We start from the raw sequence: 25,162 nt of genomic DNA, 5'->3' as shown, positions 1-25,162 counted from the left end.
AACACGCCATGGCGGGAGCCGCATGTCCGTTCACGCAGGGTCGTCCAATGTCGACGAGAAAATCCCCGACACGAACTACGCATCCTCGGGTCCAGTGCTCACCGTTCTAGGACTGTGCGGAATCGTCGTCGCCTTGATGCAGACGCTGGTAGTCCCCATCATTCCGCAATTGCCGCACCTGTTGAACTCCACTCCCGCCGACACCTCGTGGGCGGTCACCGCAACACTCCTCGCCGCCGCGGTGATCACGCCGATCAGCGGGCGCCTCGGCGACATGTTCGGCAAGAAACGAATGCTGCTGGTCAGTCTCGCGATGGTCGTTCTGGGCTCGGCCATCTGCGCGATCGCACCATCACTGATCGTGCTCGTTGTCGGCCGTGCACTTCAAGGAGCATCGGTCGGGGCAATTCCATTGGGCATAGCCATCATTCGTGACGTTCTTCCACCGAAGAAAGTGGCCGGCGCGATGGCGGTCATGAGCGCCACCCTCGGCGTCGGCGGTGCGATCGGACTGCCGATCGCCGCGGTGATCGCCCAGAATGCCAACTGGCACTTCCTCTTCGTCACATCGGCAGTGTTCGGGCTGATCTGCATCGCACTGGTTGCGTTCGTCATTCCCGAATCGACCGTACGACGCCCGGGACGTTTCGACTTCGTCGGTGCGCTCGGCCTCACCGTTGGTCTGATCACCCTGTTACTCCCCATCACCAAGGGCGGAACCTGGGGATGGAGCGACGCGAAAACCCTGGGGCTCCTTGCGGTTTCCGCGCTCAGCTTCCTGATGTGGGGATGGTGGGAACTTCGACGCAACGCACCGCTGGTGGACCTCCGCGTATCGGCCCGGCCGCAAGTTCTCTTCACCAACTTCGCGTCGATCGCCGTCGGTTTTGCCATGTACGGCAATTCCCTGACGCTCCCCCAACTGCTCATGGCACCGACGTCCACCGGTTACGGACTCGGACTGTCCATGGTTGCAGCGGGGCTCGCACTGGCCCCCGGCGGACTCGTCATGATGGCGCTCTCGCCCGTCTCCGCTCGAATTTCGGCTTGGCGCGGCCCGCGAATCACGTTGATGCTCGGCGCCCTGGTCATCGGATTGGGTTACGCCTTCGCATATTTCACGGTGTCGAGCGTCTGGCAGGTCGCCGTGGCCGGAATGTTCATCGGAGCGGGCGTCGGGCTCTCGTACTCGGCCATGCCGGCCTTGATCATGGGCGCAGTCCCCATCACGGAATCTGCAGCCGCGAACGGACTGAACTCACTGATGCGATCGATCGGCACGTCGACGTCTGCCGCGATCGTGAGCGTCGTCCTGGCCGGAATGACCATCACCGTCGGCACCGCAGTGATCCCCTCGTTCGAGGCGTTTCGTGCCACGTTCCTGATCTCCATCGCCGCCGCCGTCGTGACGATGGTGTTCGCCGGGTTGATTCCCAAACAGAAAGTCTCGTAGGGGAATCAACCCGGCGGAGGACTCACTTCTCCGAAGAGCCTTCGATGCTGCCCGTCTGCAACTTCGACAGAAGTGTGTAGATGAAATTGATGATGATATCCACGTGGTGCCCTCTCACATAACGGGTCCCCGACCCGCCAACGACGGTACCGCAGAACCCTCCTGCATCGAATCGCCGACAATCAATTCTGCAACGTGTTCTAATTTGAGGCGACGACTACCCGAGGAGCCTTTCATGACCTGGACACGCACCGAACTCGAAGACGCCTTCGCGGGTTACCAGAACACCGTTGTCGAGTGCACTCGTTCCGGCGATTGGAACGCCTTCGCGGACATGTTCACCGAGGACGTCGTCTACGTGGAACACGCTTTCGGCACCCTCAATGGCCGAGAGGCCGTACGCAAGTGGGTTACTCGCACGATGACGGAGTTCCCGGGGCACCGCATGACCGAATTTCCAGCCAACTGGTTCGTGGTCGACGAGCAGCGCGGATGGATCGTGTGCGAGATCGACAACCCGATGGAGGATCCGGGTGACGGATCCAAGCACGGAGCCGCCAACATCACGATCCTGCACTACGCCGGCAACGGACTGTGGTCTCGCGAAGAAGACGCCTACAACCCGATGAACTTCCTGTCGATGGCAAAAGCATGGTGCCTCGCCGCGGAAGCGGCGGGCACCCTCCCCGACGACGCCAAGGCCTGGCTCGCCAAATTCGGCGCTATGGTGCGATAGATCCTGTCGGCAACGAGGATCCGACCGGCTGAGCCGGACCGACCGCACCGGCCAACGACCACTGCCCGTAGTCCCGAGTGAGGATCGAGTTCAGATCCACGCCGACGCCGTCGACCTTGCGCTTGTCGATCTCGAACTGATGCAGGTTTGCCCGCGGGTGCACATACCCTGCGGGCGAGCCCCAATTGTGCTGCCAGAACCAGGTTCCGACGCCGGCACTGATCATGGCGTCGATCACGCGAGTGTTTCCGTAGACGCCGAGCGCTCCGTTGCCGACAACCGAGGCCCACCCCTCGAGGTACGGCGCGATCAGCGTAGTGATTTCAGTACTGGTCGGGTTGTCGTCGATCGACGCGTAGATCGGGCGACCGGACGGCCCACCAGCCGCCGCATGTAGTTCGAGGCCACGGGCAGCATGACGCTTGCCCGCTTCGCGGGCCCCGCGCCAGTCCGCCGTTCCGCCCTTGCCGAATTGATAGCAAGAAACGACTTGAAGTCCGGCCGCGGTCAACGCGTCGGTTTCCCGCGCCAGTACGGGCTTGCCGACCATCCAATCGGCGCCCGGGCGCCTGTCCGAGACGTACCGAATGGCGCCCGCATACCCGGCGGCCTTGATTGCCTGAGCGGACGGCACACCGGCGGCGTAATCGAGCAGGGTCCCGAGCGAACCGGCATTGGCCACCGACGTCGTACCGCTCAATGCAGCGAGTCCGGCAGCCGCCGATCCAGCCGCTGCGTACTTGAAGAGGTTTCTTCGCGAGACGTGCACAAAGCTCCGATCATCGGCGTGTCCCGCTCGAAGTGGCGGGCAGGCAAGCTATCTTCTTTCGCTCGCATTCCACCACAGTCACATCATCCCCGCCATGCACTTGGCCAACATGAGCCACATTTGCGACAAATGGGCTCGGTGCCCACTCCACCGCGCAGCTCGATGAAACAGAGAAGTGCCCCCGCGCCACAGGCTCGGGGGCACTTCTTGCTCTGCGGGACTTACTCTGCCGACAGGCCTTCAACGCTTCCGGAGATGAAGTCGAGGAATCCGAAGAGGTCAGCGAAAGCGCCGAGGAAGTCTGAGATGTCGCCGAAACCGATAGTAGGCATTGATATTGCTCCTGTCAGTGATGAACTGTCCGTGATGGCGGGCCACTGGCTGGCTGCCGGGGCTAACACTAGAGCCCTTCCGTTACTTTTACGACACCAAATGTGTCCGGGACGTTACATTTCAGGCCCGCTCTAGTGACCTCATATCCACAGGTAACAACCAGTCACGGTGAACAATTTGTCACCATATTGCGCATTCCTGACAAAATTCGAACATGGTTGCCGAGATCAGTTATCGTGCAGCATCACCGCTGGACCGGTGCTGCAAGAACAGAGGGCTCGACTTCCCCACCCTGAGAGATTCGCCGTCAAAGTCTCTTACTTGCGAATCGATGCCAAATTTCCCCATCCAGGGCACATTGCATCCTGAGCGTGTGCGCAATTTTTCAGCCATAACTTCAGTTAGCGAGATCTTTACGCCGAAAACGACCGGCCCGACGGCCCGCGGGACCGTACCTATCGGTCATCATGGTGACGCTATTCACACTGATTTGAGGAACTCCCGGCACCGATAACAACCGGATCTCGACACCGATTGGACGTTCGAGGGCACAGTGGAGTTCATGAACCTCACAAAGAAGAAGTCCTGGAGTGAGCTGTCACCCGCGCAACGCCGCGTCGTCGCCGTGCTCGCAACGATTCAGTCCCTGTTGGCGATCGCCGCGTGGACAGACCTGGCGCGACGCCCTGCCGATACGGTCAACGGCAGCAAGAAGAAGTGGGCGGCGATCATCTTCGTCAACTTCTTCGGGCCACTCACCTACTTCCGCCGAGGCCGGATTCAGTCGAAGTAGTCCCAGAACTGCAGCCACTTCACCGACGCGAAGAGCGTCAGAGTCACTGCGTACACCGCAATTACCGCCGCGACGCCGCGCCAGTTGGTGCGGGGAACGGCGCCGTCGACCGGGTCCAGCCAATGACGGAACCATCTCGTGACCGTCGGCATCAGGAACCACGTCATGGCGCCGACGCTGACTATCTGGCTCAACCACATCGACAGCCACGGCGGCGCTCCGATCCCGTCGAGCAGCGGCCCGAGAAACCTCGACAGCGTCATCACCGTGGGATAGAGGACGAGCAGGATGATCATCGCCGTCTTCCAATTCGGCGTCGCGCGAGTCTGCCCGTTCTCCGTGCGCAGAATGGTGCCGAACGGTGTCGACCGCGTGGTCTCGGTGAAGTCCTCGGCCAACTCGGCCCGCAGTTTCGGTAGTGCTGCGGCCCTCTCGGGCGACGCCATCCACACCGCCAACTGCTGCTCTGTCCGAAACCGAAGGACGGACTTCCACTGGGTGGAGTCGGTGACCGACCGCAACAACATCACCGACTCGTAGCCGGAGAATCGCGAACTGAGATCGATGAGGTGTCGTTGCGTTCGCAGAAACTCGTTCTCCTTACCCACGACGACGGCGTGGTCGTACACACCGATACCGGGCGGCGGCAGCACGCCGTCGATCAGAACGAGATCACTCGTCTGCGCCAGAATTCCCGTTGCAGCAGCTGATCTTTCGAGATCGCGGCGATCAGTCGACTCCAGCCAACGATGAAGATCGTCGGCACTGTCGAAAGTGACGGACACGCCGTGCGACACCGGTTCCGGTTGATCACTGATGCCACAGCTCAGGTAGCCGTCGAATCGACCGGCGGTCTCGGCCGCACGCTCGACCCACGCCCGGAATCCCGAACTCGTTCGGTGGTACCCGGTGATGGCAGTTGCGGACACGTCAGCCCGATATCCGGCGCCCTTGCACGTACACGTGCGCAATCGCGGGCTCGCGCATCGCCATCAGGAGCCCGAAGAGCGTCTGGTCGCGGGCGAGTATCGGATCATCCGAACGCGTTCCGTAGTTGACGAGCCCGGCGAGCGGCGGCCACCCGGACGGATCGATCACCAGGAAGTCGGCCTCTTTGCCCTCGTCGAAGTTGCCGATCCGGTTCTCCATGTCCAGCGCGCGAGCACCGGCGAGTGTTCCGGTGAACAGCAGTTCGGCAGGGTGCATCGACACTCCGTCGTCTCCGGCTTCGGAGATGTGAACCTTGAAGGCGTCGCCGAGGACTCGGGTGAGCAGGCACTCGTCGCCGCCACCGAAGTCCGATCCGATCGCGATGTTGACCCCTGACGCAACGGTTCGTTTCCACGGCATGGTGCCGGAGCCGAGAAACTGCTGGGACGTAGGGCAATGTGCGATCGAGGTTCCGGTCTCGGCCATTCGTGCGAGTTCGGAGTCCTGGCAGTGCACCGAGTGCGCGAGTATCGCGCGTGGACCCAGGAAGCTCTTTCCGCCGACCTGTGAGCCGGGGAGGAACTTGCCGTCGTACGTGTCGAGATAGGTCTCGACCTCGTACTCGGCGAGTGTGGTTGCCACCTCGCCGGTTCCGGGCCGATTGTTCTCGTTGAGATGACTGTGGAAGTAGACGCCCCGGTCACGGACGGAGTCGTACAACTCCCCCAAATCCTTCAGCGTCCGTGTTGTCACCGCGAGAGAGAAGCGGGGAACCACTGCGACGTGAACGAGCGCAGTGTTCACGTCGCCGGTGTCGGCCGCGTGCCACTTGTCGATCTCCTCGCGGGTGAGTCTGATCGCGTCCTCTTCCGAGGTGATCAGCGCGGCGGCGGAGGCCGGGCCGGTGGTCTGAACCCCACGTCCGCTGACCACCCGAAGGCCGCGTTTCAGAGTTTCCGAGAACAGGGCGTCCTGCGCGTGCGGGAAGGCCGATCCGAACACCATCGCGGCCGTGGTTCCCGTGGCGATTCGGCGAGCGCAGAAGGCCTCGGCAGCGTGCTGGGCAAACTCCGGATCAGCGAATCGCGATTCGGAGGGAAAGACGCACAGGTCGAGCCACTCGAGGAGTTGGCCGCCGCCGTATGCGTCGCCGGCGTAGGTCTGCGGGAAATGAATGTGTGCATCGACGAATCCGGGCAGCAGGAAACCCGGTCGGTGGTCGTGGGTTTCAGCGCCTTCGAGACCGCTCGGGAGTGATCCGAATTCTCCGCAGTAGACGATCGTTCCGGCATCGTCGATCGCCAAGACGCCGTCGGGGATCGAGACGAGCGACTGCGCCGCATCCTCTACCGTCGGACGACCGGAGATGTGGAAGACATGGCCTCGATGAAGGTGCGTCACTTACTGAGCAAAGCACAAAACTACCCGGCGTCGCGCGGCGAATGCTGTCCTTTTTGTCAGATATTGGGATCAAGCAAGAGTTGCATGCCAAACAAGAGCCGCAGCCAGCGCACCGGCACCGTTCAACGACCAATGCAGAGCAATCGGCGCAATGAGGCTGCCGCTGCGATGACGAAGCCAGGTGAATACGAGACCGGCCGCAGCGGTGGCGAGAACGGCTCCGAGGATGCCGGCGACCTGGCCGACGACTCCGGTACCGAGAAAGCCGGACAGCCCTTCGTTACCGCTGGTCAAACCCATCGACGACGCGATGTGCCACAGTCCGAACATCAGAGAACCGGCAGCGGCGACGCCGCGGAATCCACTGACCCGGTTCAACGTGCCGTGCAGGACGCCACGGAAAGCCAACTCTTCGGGAATGACGGTCTGCAGCGGGATCACGATCATCGACGCGATGATCGCGCCGGAAATAGTGGCGTAGCGATCCGCCATGAAGAAAGGACGTGTGAGCGGAAGCAGGGCGCCGACGGCGACAACGGTCAGCACCAGGCCGACGGCAGCAAGCGCGTACTTCGAACCTCGCCGCAGGTCACGAGGGGACAGCCCCAATTCCGCCCACCCCATTCCCCGGCGCTTGGTGAGCGCCAACAGGACGAGAGCAGAGATGGGTACCGTCGCGATGCTTGCCCAGGCGGTGGTGAAATGCGCGATCAGATTGGTTCCCACCAGCACCACGATCACAACAGCGATATCCACGTATGCATGCATCCGCGGAAAACGAGGAGCGGTCGCTTCGATCTCCACTGGGCCGCCGCTCGTTAGCTGAAAGTTCACTTTTTCCAGTGTACTGACGCACGAGAACTGCCCGCCACTGTTTGCGAACACGCTCACAGTGACGGGCAGGTCCCGAAACAGCTCTGATCAGGCGACGAGCGTGCTCGCAAACTTCGGAACGGCGTTGTCGATTGCGTAGGTCAACCCCGGTACCGAGCCACTCGAGAACGCATTGACGAGTGCCGGGTCATCGAGGATCAACAGATGTCCCTCCTGGGCCGACGGGATTGCGCGCAGTAGCGGATCGTTCGCAAACGCACTGCTGTCGAGGAAGATCGGGAACAGCACGGTCAGGTCGGCGTCGAACAGATTCAGGTTCTCGTTGGCAACCGGGATGTAGAAGTTTCCGGTGGCTTTTTCGGTGATCGCCGTCGGGATCGTGAAGCCGAGACGGGTCATGAAGTCTGCGCGTGCGTCGCCGGGTACGTACGCGCCGTAACCGTCGGTACTGTAGGCGCCGACGGCCGCTGTCTTACCCGCAAAACTCGGATTGGCGGCAATTGCAGCGTCGAACTTGGCGTCGAGGCCGGACAGTAGCGCCTTTCCTTCTGCTTCCTTGCCGAGAGCCTTCGCGACGAGTTCGGTCTGCTGCTCGACCGTCGTCCCGTACGCAGTGGACAGACCCGGCGGCGGCCCGACCGTCGGCGCGATGGCGCTGAGCTTGTCGTAGGTGGCCTGCGTGTTGTCGCTTCTCGTCCACAAAATCAGGTCCGGGTCGAGAGCAATGACGTCCTCGATGCTCAGGTCCATGGTTCCGAGGATCTTCGGGTCCGTGGTGAACTCGTCCGCAATCCAGGGTCCGACGCCCTTGCCACCGAACGCCATCCAGTCCGCGACGCCCACTGGTTGAGTGCCCAGAGCGAGTGCCGTCTCGGCGTCCGACCAACCGAGCGCGACGACGCGCTCCGGGTTGGCCGGGACCTCGACGTCACCGAACATGGTCGAGACGGTTGCTCCCGCCTCCGCGGGTGCGTCAGCGCTGTCGCTGCTGCAGCCGGCAAGTCCGGCGACGGCGAGCGAGGCCGCCAAGGCGGTGACTGCAATCTTCATTCGAGAGACTTTGATTCGCATGGTTACCAGCACTCCTCCAACGCTCAGCGAGAATTAGGGAAGGCTAGCATCAGCTAACGAAGGCTGTCGCCCATCGGCCAGATCGTGTTCAGGACGCGTCTGCGGCCCGTTCGAGCTCCGCGATGTCGATCTTCTTCATCTTCATCATCGCGTCCGTGGCGCGTTGCGCCTTGGCCCGATCCGGATCCTTCATCAGTTCGAGAAGGCGATTCGGGACTACCTGCCAGGACAATCCGAACTTGTCCTTGGCCCATCCGCACGGGCCCTCTTCCCCATCCTCGGTCAGCCTGGACCAGTAGTGATCGACCTCAGCCTGATCGACGCACGGAATTTCGAAAGACACTGCTTCCGAGAACGTGAACATCGGCCCGCCGTTCAATCCGGTGAATCGCTGACCGCCGAGTTCGAAGCTGACGGTCATCACCGAGCCTGCCGGCATTCCGGAGGGCGATCCCTCGACGTACCTTTCGATTCCGAGTATCTGCCCGGAACCGAACACCGAGATGTAGAAGTTGGCTGCTTCTTCTGCTTGGTTGTCGAACCACAAACAGGGAGTGATGGAAGGCATGTTCTGTCCTTGTCGGAGAGGTTACGAAACAGGTGTACAGGGTTATAGACCCGACCCGAAACGAAAACTCATCGCCAGGAACTGCTCAAGCGGACAACGCAGATTCGAGCATCGGCCAGGAACGAACGAGTTCGTCGCGCCAGTACGGCCAACCGTGCGTCCCCACCGGCTGAGCGCTGCGGGTGACATCGACTCCGCGATCACGCAACACCTGAGTGATCTGGTCGGTGCACAGGTTCGATCCCAGTTCCATGACCCCGCCAACGACCAATACCCGGCCCAGGGCAGGAGTATCGAGAGTTTCGTGCGGACCTGGTAGTCCCGATCCCGAGGCGAGATACACCTTGGTGCCGCGCAGCTTGTCGGCATTGGCGAAGATGTCGTGCTCTTGCCAAGCCTCACTGCCGGCCGGACCCCACATCTGCTCCGAACGGGCATTTCCGTTGATCACCACAAGATCGGTCAACGCCTTGCCGAATCCCCCGACAGTTGTGTAGCAGCCGCTGTAGCCGGCGACCGCGTCGTACAACCCGGCTGAGCGCTGGGCCAGAATCAGCGCGGCTTCTGCGCCCATCGAAATCCCGCCGATTGCGTTGTGCCCGTTGGTGGCGAAGCTCGTGTCGATCAGTGGGGGAAGCTCTTTCGCCAGGAACGTCTCCCACTTCAGACGACCGAATTTCGGGTGGTCTTCCTGCCAATCGGTGTACATGGTGCCGGTTCCACCGATGGGGAGTACGACGTTCACGTTTTTGTCGGCAAAGAACGGGACGATATCGCCGTTAGCCGGAGCCAGCCAGTTGTTCTCTTCGATCTGCCCGGAATTGCCGTCCAGGAGATACAGCGTCCCGCGCGGTTCCGAGCGGTCGGCAGGAAGCAGCACTTTCACCTGCATGGTGCGCCCCATGGCGGGACTCGCGACGTCGAGAAGAACCAAGCGCGAAGACAGTTCGGTGACACTCGTTATCTTCGGGGTCTCGTCGGCGAGCGCGGTCGAGGGCAACGCAAGTAGTGAAATCAAGGCGAGCGCGCCGACGAGAACGACGCTTCGAAGGCTTGCTCGATGGGGCCTCACACGCCGAGCGACGCGGCGATCATCGGCCACGAGTCGTGTAAGTCGTCTTCCCAGTATCCCCATGAATGCGTTCCTGCCGGCTTGAAGTTGTAGCGAATGTTGTTCATACCCAATGCGTTCGTCCTGTCCGCAAGCTGGGTGGTGCAGTAGTGAGTTGCCGCCTCGATTCCGCCACCGAGAACAAGTTGCAACGCCAAATCTGTGACGTCGTTGCCGATCCGCGGATCGGCAAGTGTGTCGTACGGACCCGGAATTCCGGTTGCTGTTGTGATGTACATAGGGACTCGAGGTAGCTTGTCCGCGTTGACAACCGGATCGTGAGCCGGCCAACCCGGACCATGGTACGGACCCCACATGTTTTCCGCGTCACCCCCACCCACGGCGACCACGAGTTTCACGAAGTTCTGCCCGATGCCCGGACTCGTCATCGCGCACCCGCTGAAGGACCCGACACTGTTGTACAGCGCGGGCGCCGCCATAGCCAGATCCAGTACCGACGTGCCTGCCATCGACAGGCCTGCCAGTGCGTTCTCGCCGGTCGTCGCGAACATTGAATCAATGACTGGCGGTAGTTCTTCCGTCAGGAACGTGGTCCACATGTTGACCCCGTTGTTGTTGCCGGATTTCGCGAGGCCGGGGTCCGGCCGCTCCCAATCGGTGTAATAGCTGAATGCTCCACCGAGAGGCGTGACCACGTTGACGTGCTTGTCCGCGAAGAACTTCGGTGCGTCGGTCCGCACCGACCACGTCGCGTCGTCTTTTCCTCCGTCTACTCCGTTGAGTAGGTAGAGCGTCGGAGCAGGCGTCGAAGTATCAGCCGGCCGCAAGACCTGCAACGGAATGTCGCGCCCCATCGACTGTGAGTACACCGAGATGTCGACCAGCCTGCTGTCCGCCGACTGAGCGTGACCCGGTGCGGTGAGGAGCTGGAGCCCACACACTGCCGTGGCCAACGCCACGAAGACACGGAAAACCGTTCGTAACGCACGAGTCTCGATCATCCGGGTCACTCTCTTCCGCAGCGGAACCTTTCGAACGGTACCGCCTGAAACAGGCAAACCCGACGTGATCGGAAATACTCGATCCGGTCGACACGGAAAGGCTCACGCACCGAGTGCGTGAGCCTTTCTCGTCAGACGACGCTTACTTGGGCGTAACCGTGCCGCCGCTGAGCGTGGTCAGTGCGTCGACGAGACGCTGACCGAGGTTGTTGACGCTTCCGATGGCTTCACCGAGAGATCCCATGAGTTTCCTCCTGCAGTTTGTCGAAATTGAAGTAACTACACCCGGAGCGGGCGTGGCAATGTCGCGCTGAATTAGGGGGTGGGGTCCTTGGAGATGGTCTCTACCGATCCCATGAAGGTCTTGAGCAGACCGTCAGCGCTGAACAGTGATCCCAGGCCCTGAACAACAGCGCCGAGAATTCCTTCCATTGAACCCATGTGAATCTCCTTGAGAGGTCAGAGGTCAGCTGCCAAAAGCACCCGACAGTGCTGTGACAGCTGCGTCACATCTGTAATGTATCCGTGACGTGGGTAACAGTAATCATACGAACGACCAGTTGGCAAAGGATTCCGACAATGGGGTCATTATTTCGACTAATAAGGTCTGCTACTGAAAAAATTCCGGCCAATCGGTCGAATTTGACCAATTCTGTCGCCGCATTGATCAACCGCCCCAAATCCTGCGGTTACCCACCAGTAAACTGAAATCATGTCTAGCGCAACCTCACTCACGCAGGTAGCTAATTTCCGGTGGCACCGCCATCAACTCGACCGAGCGGTTGTCGGTGACGCCGATCACAGCGATTGCAGCATTCTCGATCTCGGGATTCAGAACACCGGACCTGACGGAGCCGCCTGGGCCCTGCGGATCCGCGGCGTCCGCGTCGACGCCACTGAGCTCGCTCTTGCCTGGACGTTGCGCGGAGCCCCCCACTATTACCGTCGGGGCGACCTGCCTGCCGTCGCCGCCGCCACGTCGCCGTTCAGCGAAGCCGATGCAGCCAAGCGCATTTACGACGCGAATCGGCCCCTGAAGGCCGCCGGCATCCCGACGCTGACTGCCCTGCAAACAGTTGCTGCTGCGATGCGGGACATCGTCTCGAAACCAACCGTCAAGGGCGAGATGTCCGCGCAGTTGACCAACCGAGTGACCGAGCCCTATCTGAGATTCTGCCGCCCGTGCAACGCCACTCATCTGTACGAGATGCCGTTCCGGCTCGCGGCACTGCAGGCAGGCCTCGAGCTACAGCCGGACACATCTCCCCCAGTGCTCGAACGCATTCCGGGTTGGCGCCGACGCCCATTCAGCGCCACGGGCGCAGACGCAGATTCCCGCTTCGACGTGATCCGGGGTTATCTGCGGTTCTACGGCCCCGCGACTCCTGCTCACGTCGCGTCGTTTCTCGATGCTCCGGTCAGGGACGTCAAAGCCCACTGGCCAGTCGATGCCGAGGAGATCGAGGTGAACGGCGAGAAGCGGTGGATTCTCGAACAGGACCGCGAAGACTTGTTCGGCTCCCCCACCGATTCGAGTACGCGCTTGCTCGGGCCTTTCGATCCGTATGTACAGCTCAAGGATCGGGAGACCCTGGTTCCCGATCCGACCGCCCAGAAGACGGTGTGGCCGACCCTCGGGCGACCGGGCACGGTGGTGGTCGGTGGCACGATCACCGGATTGTGGCGACCACGAGCATCCGGAAAGAAGCTGAAGGTCGCGATCACCCCGTGGGGAACGTGGTCACGATCGGCCCGCGCAGCAGTGGCCCAGCAGGCCGAAATACTTGCCGAATTTCGCGGCGTCGAGCTCTCCGAACTGGTCGAAGTATCTTGATCGAGCCAGTGGCATCCGGATAATTCCAGCTCACACCCGCCCCGATTCGGAGAAGGAAACCCCCAACGATAACCTGAATGCGACCTTCGCACGCACCCTTGTTCAGGAGAGATGATGGCCGACTTCCTCTATGAGGACCTGTTGCCGATCGGTGATGACACCACCGAGTACCGATTGCTCACCACCGAAGGGGTGTCGACAGTCGAGGGACCGGACGGCCGCACCTTCCTGCAGGTCGAGCCGGAAGCGATGCGCTTGCTGACCGAAACGGCGCTGCACGACATCTCTCATTACCTGCGCACGGATCACCTGACGCAACTCGCGAGCATCCTCGACGATCCCGAAGCGTCGAACAACGACAAGTTCGTCGCGCTCGATCTGCTCAAGAACGCCAATATCGCCGCTGCCGGCGTTCTGCCGATGTGCCAGGACACCGGAACCGCCATCGTCATGGGCAAGCGTGGACAGCATGTGCTCACCCCCGGCGACGACGAGAAGTCCATTGCCCGCGGTGTCTACGACGCCTACACGCGTCTGAACCTGCGCTACTCGCAGAACGCCCCCATCACGATGTGGGACGAGAAGAACACCGGCAACAACTTGCCCGCGCAGATCGAGCTGTACGCCGATACTGCTGCCGGACACGAGAACTCGTACAAGTTCCTCTTCATGGCCAAGGGCGGCGGAAGCGCCAACAAGTCCTACCTGTACCAGGAAACCAAAGCGATCCTGAACCCCGACTCGATGATGCAGTTCCTCGAGGCGAAGATCCGCTCACTCGGCACCGCGGCCTGCCCGCCGTACCACCTCGCGATCGTCGTCGGCGGTACCTCGGCCGAGTTCGCGATGAAGACGGCCAAGTACGCGTCCGCGCACTACCTCGACGAATTGCCCACCGAAGGCGCCATCACGGGCCGCGGCTTCCGCGATCACGAACTCGAGAAGAAGGTCTTCGAGCTCACGCAGAAGATCGGCATCGGCGCACAGTTCGGCGGTAAGTACTTCTGCCACGACGTCCGCGTCGTTCGACTCCCCCGCCACGGCGCTTCGTTGCCCGTCGCCATTGCGGTGTCCTGCTCGGCAGATCGACAGGCGAAGGCCAAGATCACCCCGGAGGGCGTGTTCCTGGAACAGCTCGAATTCAACCCGGGCCGTTTCCTGCCCGAGGTCACGGACGCTCAGCTCGACGAAGAGACGGATGGCATTTCGGGTACCGGCAAGGGCGCTGCGGTCAAGATCGATCTGACCAAGCCGATGTCGGAGATCCTGGCCGAGCTCTCCAAGCACCCGGTGAAGACTCGTCTCTCCTTGACCGGTCCGCTCGTCGTGGCACGCGACATCGCGCACGCCAAGATCAAGGAACGCCTCGACGCAGGCGAAGAGATGCCGCAGTACCTCAAGGATCACCCGGTGTACTACGCCGGCCCCGCCAAGACGCCCGACGGCATGGCGTCCGGTTCGTTCGGCCCGACCACGGCCGGCCGTATGGACTCGTACGTCGAGCAGTTCCAGGCCGCCGGTGGCTCGATGATCATGCTGGCCAAGGGAAACCGCTCCAAGCAGGTCACCGACGCCTGCAACACCCACGGCGGTTTCTACCTCGGATCCATCGGTGGACCGGCAGCACGCCTGGCACTCGACTGCATCAAGAAAGTCGACATCCTCGAGTACGCCGAACTGGGAATGGAAGCCGTCTGGAAGATCGACGTCGAGGACTTCCCCGCCTTCATCGTCGTCGACGACAAGGGCAACGACTTCTTTGCGCACACCGGTGAAGTGACCCTGACGATCGGCAAGCGTCCGGGTCTGTAGACACGTCAACAGCAAAGAGCCCCGGCGAGTTTCGATCGCCGGGGTTCTTTTGTGTCTTTGTCAGGTCCAGAGCGCGGCCACGAATACGGTTACGATCGACAACCCGCCGACGACGTGCACCAGATTCGGATTGGGCTGGTCCTTCTTCTGCTTCGCCCGGGTGATCTCGGCAAGCGCCACGATGACCAGCGAAAGCACCAACTTCACAGCGATTTTCGCGTGAATGTAGTTCTTGTCCAGGGCGCCTTCGCCCAACCCGACGATGATCAGGCCGGACACGAACTGCATCCTGGCACCCCACACCATGACCTCGGTGATCGAAGGAGCCTTGAGGACGGTGAAGTAGCTACCGACCAGGGCAGCCATGCCGAGTAGGTGAATCACTACAAAGACGTTGTATAGAACAGACATACAAGCACTTTAACTTGTACCTTGTTCTGGCCGAACGGAACTGCGACTTCTCTCAGAGAATTCCGGCTTCGGATGCGGCGGAACGATATTTCGCTGCCAAGGTGTCCACCGTCTCGTGTGCGTTGAGACCACTGGGATTGGGCACGATCCACAGTTTTGCCCCCTCGAAATCACGGTCCTGACGCCCGGCCTTCGCCTTCTTGTCACCGAAAGCTGTTCGATAGGCGGTGATCCCGGCGAAGGCAACGACTACTGGATTGGTTGCGCGCACGATGTTTCGGACCCGAACTCCGCCAGTTGCGAGTTCCTCCGACGTCAATTCATCGGCGCGCGCAGTTGCCCGCACCGCCAAATTGGTGATGCCCACTCCCCGATCGATCAGATGCTGTGTGTCAGCGTCCGACATACCCGCGGAAGGATCGATCGCATGCTCGATTATGCCTGCCCGCAGCAGTGCCGGATAGAACCGATTACCCGGTCTGGCGAAATGCGCGCCGGTCGCCGCCGTCCACAGTCCCGGATTGATACCGACGAACAACAGCCGGCAATCCGGCCCGATCAGATCCTCGATCTCGGCGTCTCGGAACGATTCCAGTTCGGCGCGCGTGAATCCCATGCAGCCAGTACATCAGGCCGTCACGACAGCGCTTCGCGCACCTCGTCGATCGCGTCGTGCATCATCTGCTCGTACACATCGATGTCCGGAATCGAGGCCGGACTGCTGGTGATGCTGATCGTCACAGTGTCCCCGATCCCGTGTACGCCGTGGGTCAACGACATGACCGGCGACAAACTCGGGAAGCCCGCTGTGAACCGAACGACGCCGCCTCCGAGCACCAGATCCGCGTCACCGCGCGCGACACTCGACACCACGGTGTTTCCAGTGACCTCGTCGGGTACTGCCGTGAAATCGTATTGCTGCACGCCCCAACGGACCAGCGGGCCGGGAACAGCGTTCAGCGCGAGATCCGACGCTGCGCTGGATGGATGGGACGCACGTGCGCGACGCTCGTCCATCGACTCCCTGATCAATTGGGCTCGCTCACGAAGATCATCGACTTCCGGGAACAGCCCGACACCTGCATTGCGGAAGTGATTGCGCGCCGTGGGTGTACCTGCCTTGGCGATGGTCACCTCAGCTCCCAATTCGGGCGGTACCGAGCCGTCTCGCTCGGTGAGGTAGTTCGCCATCGCTACCGAGATGGCTGTCATCGCTCCGACTGTGACGGATACGCCGTCGCCACGGAAATCTGCGCTGTCCCGCACGACCATGCGCACCAGTCGGTGCGGTCCGGGAGGGATGTTCGAGCGCACCTTGGGACGGCTCGCCGCCTGCGGCGCAACAACTCCCGATTCGGTGTCCGCCTGCAGCTGTAACTGCGCGCGGTGCCCCGCCCGGCCGTCGCGGAACAGCGAAACAAGTTGGCCCGGAAGGCGCAGGGCGGCGCGGCCCAGAATCTCGGCTGATCCGCTACGCCGCACGTCCGTCTTCTGCTTCGCGGGCGGTTGCGGCGAGAACAGCTGGCGAGCAATCGCCGACGCGCGTTTGCCGTCCGCCAGAGAATGAGCGACCTGCAGAACTGCGATCAGCGCCGGGCCACTGCAGCGCGGCACGCCGGTGACGCCGTGAAACAGGTGCAGCGTCCACGGGGACTCGCGCGGGTCGACGTGGTTCTCGAGTAGTTTCTCGATTCCGTGAATGCACGAGAGCCACGAGTTTTCGGGCAGCTCATGCACTCTCACCAAGGAGGCGTCGACCGGCATGGGCTCCCACACCGGATAGTCGAGGTGCCACGGCGATTCACGAATCCGAACATTGAGATCCGGAATGAGCGACGCTCTTTCGACCACCGAGCGTCGTAGCTCGTCCATGTGCTGGCTCTGCCCGTCGAAACAGTAGAGCAGCAGCTGATCGTTCGGGATCTTCTCCGAAATCCAGAAGGTTTGGGCATCGGTGGGCGTCATCCGTAACACCGGGAGACGGTACCACCGGCTTGTCAGCTCTTTTCTGCAGCAGCTTTCAGCTGGGACAGGCCCTTCTCGAAATCCTTTCCGACAAGCTTGTCCATGCTGAAGATGAAACCGAAGATCTTGAAGAACAGATTCTTCTTTCCGGTCATCTTCCACGTCACCTGAACTTCACCGGAATTCGGCGAGATGAGAAACGTGGTGACGTTCTGCGCCTTGAACGGCTTGAGGAAGGCCAGGTCCAAAACTACTCGTTCATTCGGGACGGATTCGGTGATCACCATCGAACCGGAGCCCGCCTTCTTGTTTCCCGCCCAGGCGTACGAAGCCCCGACGCCCGCGTCAGGACCCGCGTACGTACGCTGCATCGCCGGGTCGAGACCTTCCCACGGCGACCACTGAGTCCACTGATGGAAATCGTTGATCAACGCGAAGACGACCGGTGCTTCTGCCTTGACGATCGTCGTACGTTCTACCAGGAATTCGTCGGAATTCTGCGAAGCCATCGTCGATCTCCAATTCTCGGGCGTGACAAGTGTTCGGAATTATCCACGGTCGACGAGATCGGAGCGAGTCGACACTCAGTCCCGCAGGCACAGGCAGAAAAAGTGACCGACCGGGTCGCGGTACACGCGGAAAGTCTGATGTTCCGGAATGTCGGTCACCCGCTGCGCACCCAGGCTGATCACCCAAGCCTCGGCGGGGTCGAGAGAATCCACGAACAGATCCAGATGGATCCCGACACCGGAGGTCGGCCAGTCCACCGGAACGAAATCCGGAGCGAGCTGAAATGCGAGCCGCCCCCCGCCGGGCCCTTCGATCACGTGCCAATCATCCTCGTCGCGAACACTTTTCCACTCGAGGACCTGGACGTAGAAGTTGGCCAATGCAGCCGGATCCGGGCAGTCCAGGACTGCGTAGTCCATACCGATGTTCGGGCGCGTCACTGTGCCTTCTTCTCCTGAACTTTCTTACGCACGAACAACAACGGAAGAACCAACGTCGCAACGGCGGTTACCAGCCACACGACGACGGTTCCCAGAATCCACGTCGAGACACCGGAGATCGACAGATTGGAGAAGAGCGACGCCACCAACAGCGCGACAAATGTCGACACCAATCCGATTCCGCCGAGAAATGCCGGTGCATGGCGCTTTGCCACCGTGGCGATGAACGGCGCCAGGACCGACTGCGCAATCGCAAAGATCACGACCGCAACGATGAATCCGGATGTGGGCGCCGAGAAGCCCGAAAGAATCAACGACGCAACAAGAAGCCCGACAGCGGCAGAACCCAGGAAGATCGCGGCGCGAATCAGGAAGCTGATCATTTGTTGATCCTATATGTCGGATATCGAGGAGAACAGATATTCACAATCCCAGAGATTCCTGCACCTCTCGCAATGTCCGGGCAGAAGATCGGAGCCCCGAAGCCTCTCTTTCCGATAGCGGTACTTCGAGGACTCGGCCGGCACCAGCACGACCAACCATCGTGGGAAGGGACAGGCAAACGTGCTCGAGTCCGTGGACGCCGCTCTGCAAAGTCGACACCGGCAGAACCCGTTGTTCGTCCCGCAACACGACTTCCGCGATGAATGCGCTCGACAATCCGATGGCGAGGTTGGTCGCACCCTTACCCTCGATGATCTCGTAAGCACTCTCGACTACAGACTTCGCTACTTTCGCGCGTAGGTCGGGGCCGAGGACGCCACCCGACGGTCCCACGAACGAGGTTGCGGGCACTCCGCCGATGGTTGCGCTCGACCAGAGCGGAATCTCGGAATCCCCGTGCTCGCCCACGATGAAGGCATGAACGTTCTCCACCGCGACTCCGAGTTCGGTAGCCAGCAGGAATCGCAATCGGGCCGTGTCCAGCACGGTCCCAGATCCGAAAATTCGGCCGCGGTACGACGGTCCCGCAGCCTGGATAGCTGCGTAGGTCGCCACGTCGACCGGGTTGGTGACGAAGAGAAGGACCGCGTCCGGTGACACCGCCAACAGTTGTTCGGTCAGTGTCTGCGCGATCTTGACGTTCACCGCGGCAAGTTCGAGCCGCGACTGACCGGGATGCTGTTTGGCGCCCGCGGTGACGACGACCAAGTCGGATCCCGCGGTGACCGAGATGTCATCGCCTCCGTCGACAGTGCACGGCGGTGTGAACTGGGTGCCGTGGTTGAGATCGAGAACTTCGGCCCGGACCTTTGCGCTGTTGGTGTCGTAGAGGGCGAGCGCGTCGGCCGATCCGCGTATCAGGCACGCATACGCAATTGCGGTGCCGACGCTTCCCGCACCGACAACGGACACTTTTCGTCTGGATGAACGATTCGGCGTCGTCATGGGTAAATGGTGCTCGCTCGATAACGATTTCGCAGTACAACGGATTGCCAGTCTCTTCTCAGGGTTTGGATGCAGACCTCTCAGAATCGACGTGGATGATCGCTGACATGGCTGAGGTAACCGTTCTTGCAGTTGGCGGCACCGGCGAATCCCACGTCGGCGACCACGGCGCCCGTGTGCGCGGACTCCTCAGTGCCGTCACAGACGAACTCGACAGTCGATTCGATTCTCGCTGGGTCGCTTATCCCGCATCGTACGGTCCGGTCGCCGACGGTGGCCTGAGCTTTCGGCACAGCACCGCGATGGGTGTGAAGGCCCTCACCGCCGAAATCGCACAGACAGACGGCCCGGTCATGCTGATCGGATACTCACAGGGATGCACCGTGATCCGCTCGGCTCTTCCGACGCTGAACCGCGCCAACATCATCGGAGTCGGACTGATCTCCGATCCTCAACAACCGGCAGGCGTGATCGAAGGTTGTGAGGGACACGGAGTTGCCGGCGACGGACCCGAGATCCAGCCGTGGATTCCGGTCAAGTGGATCGGGCACCCGCAGGACATGATCTGTAATGCCAGCGACGACAGCTACATTCGCGACATCGCAGACTTGACGCGCTGGATGTCCTTCTCGCAGGCACGCGTGTGGGCAGGAAAGGTTTGGGAACTACTTCGTAGCAATGCTTTCCAGAATGCGCAGAAGACTCGTTTCAGTCCGAAACAGTGGCGTACCGATCTACGACGTATTCGCACCGCGTTCCTCGAAGTACTTGGTTACCTGCCGACGAAGTTGAACCTGAACCGATTTCAGCTCAAGAACCCTCGCGGCGGTAGACACATCAGCTACGCGATCGAACCTCTCGACGAGAGCGGACTGACCGGGTGTGAGCTTCTGGCGTCGTGGATGAAGGTCCACGCGAGCGGCGTCGGGCAGCGCATTCACGCGGCCTGACCTTTACCGTTAGTTTACCTAACGAACCCCGGCGAGCCATTCGACGCCTCTACGTTCCTTTCATGCAACTGAGCAGAATATTGTCGTGTGCCGCCGTGACCGTCGCACTCCCCCTCACCGCCCTGGCGACCCCGGCCGACGCATCGCCAACCGGCAGTCTCGACTGGTCCGGTTCGTTCGGTAGTTCAGCACCCCAGCCGGTTTCGACGTTCGACGTCCAAGCCCACCGCGGCGGGCTCGGCCTGTACACGGAGAGCAGCCTGGCCGCGTTCTCCAATGCTCTCGAAATGGGCGTCAGCACAATGGAACTCGATACCCAGATCACCGAGGACGGGATCGCTGTCGTCACGCACGATCGCAAGATCTCGAACAAGAAATGCCTCGACACCGAGCCCGCAACTGCGGGTGACCCGGAGTTCCCGTACGTCGGCAAATTCGTCAACACGCTGAGCCTGCAGCAGATCAAGACCATGGACTGCGGCACTCTCCCCCTTGCCGGATACCCTGAGCAGCAGAATGTTCCGGGAGCGAAAATGCAGACGCTCGAAGAAGTGCTTGCCCTGGTGAAGTCGTACAACGCACCCGGAATCAAGCTCAATATCGAGACCAAGGTGGAAGCGGGAGCGCCTCACGAGACCGCCCCGCGTGAGCAGTTCGTCTCTGTTGTCCTCGACACGATCCGGGCAGCCGGATTGTTGGACAGCGTCACCATTCAGAGCTTCGACTGGGGCTCACTCATGCTCACCCGTCAACTCGCGCCGAGTGTGCCTGTCGTCGCGCTCACCAATGGCGACTTTCTCCAGGTAGGCAAGGACGGAGCATCACCGTGGCTCGGCGGTCTGGACATCGATGATTTCGGTGGCGACGGAATCGCTGCGGTGGCAACCTTTGGTGCCTCCGCCTACTCCCCCGTCCAAGGAACTCCGCAGGGCGGAAAGGTCGAGGATCCCGGTTTCACCCTCTATCCGACAGCCGACATGATCGCGAGCGCACATGCGCGTGGCATGAAGGTCATCCCGTGGACCGTCGATGATCCCGCCACCATGCACGCCCTGATCGACCTCGGTGTCGACGGGATCATCACCGACTACCCCGATCGTCTCCGAGCCGTTCTGGCCGAGCGAGGCATGCCACTACCTGCACCTGCGGTCAAGAAGTAGCCTCCACCGCGCACCGAAGCAGGTACCTGAACAGGTACTACGGCCGATGTCCCCGGGGTCCCGTCGGCCGCATCCTGGACAGGTACTTGCTCGGGTGATCGGAGGTGAATTCTGATGATGTCTTTGAAGGATCAGTTGGACAACTGCGAATACCTACTTGCCGACGCGGAAATGGCGGGTGACTGGAATGCGGTCCGGCGATTCAGGGAATACCGGCTCAGGCTCGTTCGACAACTGTGCAGGCAAAGGGCCGCCGGCCTCTGCGCCTAGAGGCCCGACCTCAACCGTATCTGAGCTGGTCCCTCTGGGCGGTTACGATCCGCCGTCGCCCGAGTCACAGTCGGGTGCTCTCACCAATTGAGCTACAGAAGGTATGGCCCGCAGTGCTTTTCGACTGCGATCTTTCTCTGCCGAACCATACGGGCCCGCATCTCTTCCGCGCTACTGATTTTCGAGTAGACGATCTACACCGACCACCGCTGTGAGTTCGGTTTCCGCGTCCCCGCGGGGACGTCCTCGGCAAGGCCACACCGAATCACCGCTGACCAGCAGTCGATGGAATGATGACCTGCGTGTCCATGTCTCCACCGCTGCCCGTCAAGAACGGGGTTGGCCCGACGCGCCTACGCATCCCGCTCTCGGGGCCGTGGGCGACGATCGCCGAGTACGTCGTGGCCAAGTTCGACCATCTGGACGCCGAGAACCTGTATCGGCGGTTCGACGACGGCGAGTTCGTGGGTATCGACGGCCAGTCGCTCTGCCGGAGCACAGAACTCAGTGCGCACCGGTTCGTCTGGTACTACCGCGAGTTGCCGGCGGAGGACCCGGTGCCGTTCCACGAAGAGATCCTGCACATCGACGACGATCTCGTCGTCATCGACAAGCCACATTTTCTCCCGACCACTCCGAGCGGGCGATACCTGCGTGAGTCGGCGCTCATCCGCCTGCGGGTTCGTCTCGACAACCCAGATCTGACCCCGATCCATCGACTCGACCGCGGCACCGCAGGGGTGGTGATGTTCTCGGCCCGCCCCGCGACGCGCGGCGCGTACCAGTCACTGTTCGAGAAGCGTCAGGTCACGAAGGTTTACGAGGCGGTGTCGGCGCGACCGACCCGGCGGGGCCGGGATGCACCAGCGCTCGACGTCCCTCTCGTTTACCGCAACCACATCGAAGCTCGACGCGGCGAGTTGCGAGTCGTCGTCGACGACAGCCGTGAACCCAACTCCGAGACCATGATCGAGGCGCGAGGGATGGGCGTGAGTGCCTCCGGACGTGCTGTGCTGCACACGGTTCTACGTCCGCGCTCCGGACGGATGCACCAGTTGCGGGTGCATTTGGCAGCTCTCGGCGCCGGGATCCTGGGCGACCGGCGATACCCCGACCTGCTGCCCGACGCGCCAGACGATCATTCCCTCCCGCTCCAATTGCTCGCGAGGGAACTCGAATTCACCGACCCGTTGTCGGGGAGAGCGCGGCGGTTCGTCACCCGTCGGACGCTCAGCGAGATGCCCGCGTCTGACTGCTGAGCGCCCGTCTGCCTTCTGTGCCCTCAGGCACCTGGCGACTGCCACTGGCCTGGCACCCAGGCAAAGTCATGCAGGTGGACGTCCGGTGACAACGCAGACCTCGGGAGCGCTGCTGGGGAGATCCCCGCGTCAGACGGACTACTTGAGTTCCTCGCGGAACACGTGCGGCCATTCATCGGCGCTGTCGATCAGACGGCAGAGTTGTTTCCGGCGTGACCTGGCACCGAACCTTGTCCCCGACGCGGACGACAAAACTCGCAGGGCGCGGACGAACTGTTCCGCGTCTCGGCGGATGCTGCTGCCGATGGACGACCTAAAACAGGACGCTGACCAGGGCCTTTCACGTTGAAGCGGAATCAAATTTAGGGCGTTTACAGAAACCGGCAAGGCTCGGGAATGTGCCTTAACCAGTAGACCGTCAGATCTCTCCGTAAGCCTGATCTAGGGCGTTTCGGATCTACTGCGTACCGAAGGCGTGTCGGTATTGCGGACACCTCCACCTAGTGAACATCTGTCTGACGAATGCCCCGAAATGGAGTGTGACTCGCCCTCAAGACCGGAGACTTCACCATAATCGAACTCATCCCAGGGAAGTCGAACAACCGCCATACTTCGTTCATGACTTACAGCTCTTTGCACTAGGAGTGCAGCTCGCGATCCGGAATTCCGCTGCACACGGGACTACCGAAATGACAGAACAGGAAGCACTCGAGAGGCTTTCCACCCTCAGCCTTCTAGCGCGGTGTGTCGAGGGATGTGATCTGGTGACCATTTTGGATTAATGGCATGTCGTTCTATTAGTTTATTGAGAATTCTCCAGCCGAATTGGATCGGCAGAGGTTTCCTGGCGATCAGGAGGCCTTACCCCGGGAACCAATCGAGCAAGCCGACCGTTCTTGTCTCCGGACCGACTCGTATCCGACTCAACTAGCCCGAAAGTAGCAAATGATCCTCATACCGATCGCCATCTCCACAAATCTCCGTGCGGCAGGCTACGACGCGTCCGCAAACACCATGCGGATCGAGTTCGCTAACGGCGGACTCTACGAGTACTACAACATACCTATCGGCCTGTACCACGAACTGGCTGACGGGGGCCCGAACCCCTGGACGCGTACGAATAGTCGGATTAGGCAGTACCCCTACAAGAAGATCGGCTGAGTTTTCTTCCGACACAGCAGTAAAGCGTCCCATCTCTGCGATATCGAGGTGGGGCGCGTTGTGCTAATTGGTCAGGCTTCGGGAGTGACCAGCTTGACAATGCCAAGCGACTGGTCGATCTCGGTCTCGACCGGCGCTCACAACGTGCGCGGATCTGATTGCTGCCGAAGTCGTCCCCTGGGTCTCCGACCAACGGGTTTCAAAGATGCCTGTCCGTAGCCACGTTCACAACGCGAGGTCGACGAGCACGCCAATCTTGCCTAAGGACTGGTTCGAGGTGACCACAGGGACACCCAGAGCTTTCGAAATGACCAGAGGGACGCTCAGAGCGTATGTGCCCGCTCGATCGGACTACCAAGCCCGATTCTGCAGAGGTATCAGTGCGGCGAACTCGAGGGGTTCCCAATCGCTGAGCGCGAAGAAGCCTGCAGCGCAGCAACTCGTCTCCAACCTGGTGGTCGCATTACGCGCCGTGGTCAGCAGCTCAATGGCGGACGCCTGGCCCTGAATCTCGGATGTGGTCAGGAAGCCCTTGAGTTCGGCGTCGGTGCCAGCGCCGAGCAACACTTGGCGTGCGTTCAAGTTCGAGATGCAGGCCGTACAGTAATCCGATCTTCACGAATTGGGTCAGATTTGCCGCGGCATTGCCGGATCGACGAGTCCGCGGTCCTTGTCGTTCGATGCCTTCGGACCGACCCCTACGGACAGCACAGTACCCCTCCAGATGTCTGGCAATCTCCCGAGGAGTCAGTGATGTCTCCCCCTGCGCGATACCAGCGCTACTGGTACACCGAGTGGCGTGAAGTTGAACCCATCGACCCAGCGGTTCTTGAGATGCACCTTAGATCGCCCCACATTACGGAGACCAAGGCGCCTTTTACGACGATCGCTATCGCAGGGGCACCGCAATCGGAGACTTCGACGGCATACTCTCAGCGCGTGACAATCGCCGCGTGCCCCGTATTGGTATCGTCGACCCCATGGCTCTAGACCCGTAGACGGGCTTCGTTTGCGCAAATGGTGCTGAGATAGATGTAGGC

Annotated in this window: 27 protein-coding genes and 1 tRNA gene; 10 read left to right on the top strand and 18 right to left on the bottom strand. The window is 61.2% G+C overall.

Annotation, left to right across the window (positions count from 1 at the left end; genetic code table 11):
* Positions 1-22: 22 nt before the first annotated feature.
* A complete protein-coding gene (locus tag PCS43_RS25755) occupies positions 23-1,453 on the top strand; it encodes an MFS transporter (protein ID WP_047270338.1) in 1,431 nt (476 codons plus the stop codon).
* A gap of 235 nt (positions 1,454-1,688) precedes the next feature.
* On the top strand, positions 1,689-2,189 hold the full coding sequence (locus tag PCS43_RS25750) for a nuclear transport factor 2 family protein (protein ID WP_007726289.1): 501 nt from the start codon (positions 1,689-1,691) through the stop codon (positions 2,187-2,189).
* Here PCS43_RS25750 and PCS43_RS25745 read toward each other — a convergent pair.
* Positions 2,176-2,958 carry a DUF1906 domain-containing protein gene (locus PCS43_RS25745; RefSeq protein WP_042920828.1) on the bottom strand — a complete coding sequence of 261 codons (783 nt, stop codon included), beginning with the start codon at positions 2,956-2,958 and terminating at the stop codon, positions 2,176-2,178. The two genes, PCS43_RS25750 and PCS43_RS25745, sit on opposite strands and share 14 nt — an antisense overlap.
* Positions 2,959-3,853: 895 nt before the next feature.
* Between PCS43_RS25745 and PCS43_RS25740 the strand changes: the two genes are divergently transcribed.
* Complete coding sequence (locus PCS43_RS25740; protein WP_054801329.1) at positions 3,854-4,084, top strand: hypothetical protein; 231 nt, start codon at positions 3,854-3,856, stop codon at positions 4,082-4,084.
* Here the strand turns inward: PCS43_RS25740 and PCS43_RS25735 are convergent.
* The 8 genes from PCS43_RS25735 to PCS43_RS25700 form a co-directional block, all read right to left on the bottom strand.
* Entirely contained in the window at positions 4,072-5,013 is a 942-nt protein-coding gene (locus PCS43_RS25735) for an antibiotic biosynthesis monooxygenase (RefSeq protein ID WP_007726302.1), read from the bottom strand. The genes PCS43_RS25740 and PCS43_RS25735 overlap by 13 nt on opposite strands.
* 1 nt (position 5,014) lies before the next feature.
* Complete coding sequence (locus PCS43_RS25730; protein WP_058226007.1) at positions 5,015-6,415, bottom strand: amidohydrolase family protein; 1,401 nt, start codon at positions 6,413-6,415, stop codon at positions 5,015-5,017.
* A gap of 69 nt (positions 6,416-6,484) precedes the next feature.
* A complete protein-coding gene (locus PCS43_RS25725) occupies positions 6,485-7,183 on the bottom strand; it encodes a CPBP family intramembrane glutamic endopeptidase (protein WP_020908494.1) in 699 nt (232 codons plus the stop codon).
* 153 nt (positions 7,184-7,336) lie between these two features.
* Complete coding sequence (locus tag PCS43_RS25720) at positions 7,337-8,299, bottom strand: ABC transporter substrate-binding protein (RefSeq protein WP_231915195.1); 963 nt, start codon at positions 8,297-8,299, stop codon at positions 7,337-7,339.
* Positions 8,300-8,408: 109 nt separating this feature from the next.
* On the bottom strand, positions 8,409-8,888 hold the full coding sequence (locus PCS43_RS25715) for a VOC family protein (protein ID WP_050656019.1): 480 nt from the start codon (positions 8,886-8,888) through the stop codon (positions 8,409-8,411).
* Between the two features lie 85 nt (positions 8,889-8,973).
* Entirely contained in the window at positions 8,974-9,960 is a 987-nt protein-coding gene (locus PCS43_RS25710) for an alpha/beta hydrolase (RefSeq protein WP_235808369.1), read from the bottom strand.
* Positions 9,957-10,961, bottom strand: a complete 1,005-nt coding sequence (locus PCS43_RS25705; RefSeq protein WP_058226009.1) for an alpha/beta hydrolase — start codon at positions 10,959-10,961, stop codon at positions 9,957-9,959. The genes PCS43_RS25710 and PCS43_RS25705 overlap by 4 nt, the downstream gene beginning before the upstream one ends.
* A gap of 315 nt (positions 10,962-11,276) precedes the next feature.
* Positions 11,277-11,402, bottom strand: a complete 126-nt coding sequence (locus PCS43_RS25700; RefSeq protein WP_019744544.1) for a hypothetical protein — start codon at positions 11,400-11,402, stop codon at positions 11,277-11,279.
* Between the two features lie 271 nt (positions 11,403-11,673).
* Here PCS43_RS25700 and PCS43_RS25695 point away from each other — a divergent pair, with 271 nt between their 5' ends.
* Positions 11,674-12,795 carry a winged helix DNA-binding domain-containing protein gene (locus tag PCS43_RS25695; RefSeq protein ID WP_058226010.1) on the top strand — a complete coding sequence of 374 codons (1,122 nt, stop codon included), beginning with the start codon at positions 11,674-11,676 and terminating at the stop codon, positions 12,793-12,795.
* 114 nt (positions 12,796-12,909) lie between these two features.
* The gene (locus PCS43_RS25690; protein ID WP_029536802.1) at positions 12,910-14,607 is read left to right on the top strand and encodes a fumarate hydratase; all 1,698 of its coding nucleotides are present in this window, start codon (positions 12,910-12,912) and stop codon (positions 14,605-14,607) included.
* A gap of 60 nt (positions 14,608-14,667) precedes the next feature.
* On the opposite strand, the gene PCS43_RS25685 is transcribed toward PCS43_RS25690, so the two are convergent.
* From PCS43_RS25685 to PCS43_RS25655, 7 genes are all read right to left on the bottom strand, one after another.
* Positions 14,668-15,018 (bottom strand): hypothetical protein, encoded by a 351-nt coding sequence (locus PCS43_RS25685; protein WP_058226011.1) that lies wholly within the window; start codon positions 15,016-15,018, stop codon positions 14,668-14,670.
* 52 nt (positions 15,019-15,070) lie between these two features.
* Complete coding sequence (locus PCS43_RS25680; protein ID WP_003945221.1) at positions 15,071-15,634, bottom strand: mismatch-specific DNA-glycosylase; 564 nt, start codon at positions 15,632-15,634, stop codon at positions 15,071-15,073.
* A 20-nt stretch (positions 15,635-15,654) separates the two neighbouring features.
* Positions 15,655-16,983 (bottom strand): WS/DGAT domain-containing protein, encoded by a 1,329-nt coding sequence (locus PCS43_RS25675; protein ID WP_030536239.1) that lies wholly within the window; start codon positions 16,981-16,983, stop codon positions 15,655-15,657.
* Positions 16,984-17,015: 32 nt separating this feature from the next.
* On the bottom strand, positions 17,016-17,492 hold the full coding sequence (locus PCS43_RS25670; RefSeq protein ID WP_003945238.1) for an SRPBCC family protein: 477 nt from the start codon (positions 17,490-17,492) through the stop codon (positions 17,016-17,018).
* Between the two features lie 75 nt (positions 17,493-17,567).
* On the bottom strand, positions 17,568-17,933 hold the full coding sequence (locus PCS43_RS25665; RefSeq protein WP_054831824.1) for a VOC family protein: 366 nt from the start codon (positions 17,931-17,933) through the stop codon (positions 17,568-17,570).
* On the bottom strand, positions 17,930-18,316 hold the full coding sequence (locus PCS43_RS25660; RefSeq protein WP_003945275.1) for a phage holin family protein: 387 nt from the start codon (positions 18,314-18,316) through the stop codon (positions 17,930-17,932). Before PCS43_RS25660 ends, PCS43_RS25665 begins: the two co-directional genes overlap by 4 nt.
* A gap of 40 nt (positions 18,317-18,356) precedes the next feature.
* Complete coding sequence (locus tag PCS43_RS25655) at positions 18,357-19,322, bottom strand: L-lactate dehydrogenase (RefSeq protein WP_037132004.1); 966 nt, start codon at positions 19,320-19,322, stop codon at positions 18,357-18,359.
* Between the two features lie 107 nt (positions 19,323-19,429).
* Between PCS43_RS25655 and PCS43_RS25650 the strand changes: the two genes are divergently transcribed.
* Together PCS43_RS25650 and PCS43_RS25645 are read left to right on the top strand one after the other, a co-directional pair.
* Entirely contained in the window at positions 19,430-20,272 is an 843-nt protein-coding gene (locus PCS43_RS25650) for a PE-PPE domain-containing protein (RefSeq protein WP_037126338.1), read from the top strand.
* Between the two features lie 95 nt (positions 20,273-20,367).
* Positions 20,368-21,432, top strand: a complete 1,065-nt coding sequence (locus PCS43_RS25645; RefSeq protein WP_058226012.1) for a glycerophosphodiester phosphodiesterase family protein — start codon at positions 20,368-20,370, stop codon at positions 21,430-21,432.
* Between the two features lie 296 nt (positions 21,433-21,728).
* Here PCS43_RS25645 and PCS43_RS25640 read toward each other — a convergent pair.
* A tRNA-His gene (locus PCS43_RS25640) sits at positions 21,729-21,804 on the bottom strand.
* Between the two features lie 188 nt (positions 21,805-21,992).
* On the opposite strand from PCS43_RS25640, the gene PCS43_RS25635 reads away from it, so the two are divergent.
* From PCS43_RS25635 to PCS43_RS33535, 3 genes are all read left to right on the top strand, one after another.
* Entirely contained in the window at positions 21,993-22,961 is a 969-nt protein-coding gene (locus tag PCS43_RS25635) for a pseudouridine synthase (protein WP_058226013.1), read from the top strand.
* Positions 22,962-23,464: 503 nt separating this feature from the next.
* The gene (locus PCS43_RS33540) at positions 23,465-23,743 is read left to right on the top strand and encodes a TIGR02391 family protein (RefSeq protein WP_442972513.1); all 279 of its coding nucleotides are present in this window, start codon (positions 23,465-23,467) and stop codon (positions 23,741-23,743) included.
* Between the two features lie 163 nt (positions 23,744-23,906).
* The gene (locus tag PCS43_RS33535) at positions 23,907-24,122 is read left to right on the top strand and encodes a KTSC domain-containing protein (protein ID WP_058226014.1); all 216 of its coding nucleotides are present in this window, start codon (positions 23,907-23,909) and stop codon (positions 24,120-24,122) included.
* Positions 24,123-24,473: 351 nt separating this feature from the next.
* Here PCS43_RS33535 and PCS43_RS25630 read toward each other — a convergent pair whose 3' ends face one another.
* Positions 24,474-24,704: a hypothetical protein gene (locus tag PCS43_RS25630; protein ID WP_141695733.1), complete on the bottom strand. Its 231-nt coding sequence runs from the start codon at positions 24,702-24,704 to the stop codon at positions 24,474-24,476.
* Positions 24,705-25,162: the final 458 nt, after the last annotated feature.

The sequence above is a fragment of the Rhodococcus sp. C-2 genome (genome assembly GCF_027854095.1).
Lineage (GTDB): Bacteria > Actinomycetota > Actinomycetes > Mycobacteriales > Mycobacteriaceae > Rhodococcus_F > Rhodococcus_F qingshengii.
The sequence above is the reverse complement of the archived record's forward strand: the minus strand, read 5'-3'. Positions and strand labels throughout refer to the sequence as shown.

Bases quoted from the DNA above. Each gene is read 5' to 3' on its own strand.
- PCS43_RS25755 (WP_047270338.1), top strand. From the start codon at position 23: ATGTCCGTTCACGCAGGGTCGTCCAATGTCGACGAGAAAATCCCCGAC.
- PCS43_RS25750 (WP_007726289.1), top strand. From the start codon at position 1,689: ATGACCTGGACACGCACCGAACTCGAAGACGCCTTCGCGGGTTACCAG.
- PCS43_RS25740 (WP_054801329.1), top strand. From the start codon at position 3,854: ATGAACCTCACAAAGAAGAAGTCCTGGAGTGAGCTGTCACCCGCGCAA.
- PCS43_RS25725 (WP_020908494.1), bottom strand. From the start codon at position 7,183: ATGCATGCATACGTGGATATCGCTGTTGTGATCGTGGTGCTGGTGGGA.
- PCS43_RS25720 (WP_231915195.1), bottom strand. From the start codon at position 8,299: ATGAAGATTGCAGTCACCGCCTTGGCGGCCTCGCTCGCCGTCGCCGGA.
- PCS43_RS25715 (WP_050656019.1), bottom strand. From the start codon at position 8,888: ATGCCTTCCATCACTCCCTGTTTGTGGTTCGACAACCAAGCAGAAGAA.
- PCS43_RS25705 (WP_058226009.1), bottom strand. From the start codon at position 10,961: ATGATCGAGACTCGTGCGTTACGAACGGTTTTCCGTGTCTTCGTGGCG.
- PCS43_RS25700 (WP_019744544.1), bottom strand. From the start codon at position 11,402: ATGGGTTCAATGGAAGGAATTCTCGGCGCTGTTGTTCAGGGCCTGGGA.
- PCS43_RS25695 (WP_058226010.1), top strand. From the start codon at position 11,674: ATGTCTAGCGCAACCTCACTCACGCAGGTAGCTAATTTCCGGTGGCAC.
- PCS43_RS25690 (WP_029536802.1), top strand. From the start codon at position 12,910: ATGGCCGACTTCCTCTATGAGGACCTGTTGCCGATCGGTGATGACACC.
- PCS43_RS25685 (WP_058226011.1), bottom strand. From the start codon at position 15,018: ATGTCTGTTCTATACAACGTCTTTGTAGTGATTCACCTACTCGGCATG.
- PCS43_RS25680 (WP_003945221.1), bottom strand. From the start codon at position 15,634: ATGGGATTCACGCGCGCCGAACTGGAATCGTTCCGAGACGCCGAGATC.
- PCS43_RS25675 (WP_030536239.1), bottom strand. From the start codon at position 16,983: ATGACGCCCACCGATGCCCAAACCTTCTGGATTTCGGAGAAGATCCCG.
- PCS43_RS25670 (WP_003945238.1), bottom strand. From the start codon at position 17,492: ATGGCTTCGCAGAATTCCGACGAATTCCTGGTAGAACGTACGACGATC.
- PCS43_RS25660 (WP_003945275.1), bottom strand. From the start codon at position 18,316: ATGATCAGCTTCCTGATTCGCGCCGCGATCTTCCTGGGTTCTGCCGCT.
- PCS43_RS25655 (WP_037132004.1), bottom strand. From the start codon at position 19,322: ATGACGACGCCGAATCGTTCATCCAGACGAAAAGTGTCCGTTGTCGGT.
- PCS43_RS25650 (WP_037126338.1), top strand. From the start codon at position 19,430: ATGGCTGAGGTAACCGTTCTTGCAGTTGGCGGCACCGGCGAATCCCAC.
- PCS43_RS25635 (WP_058226013.1), top strand. From the start codon at position 21,993: ATGATGACCTGCGTGTCCATGTCTCCACCGCTGCCCGTCAAGAACGGG.
- PCS43_RS33535 (WP_058226014.1), top strand. From the start codon at position 23,907: ATGATCCTCATACCGATCGCCATCTCCACAAATCTCCGTGCGGCAGGC.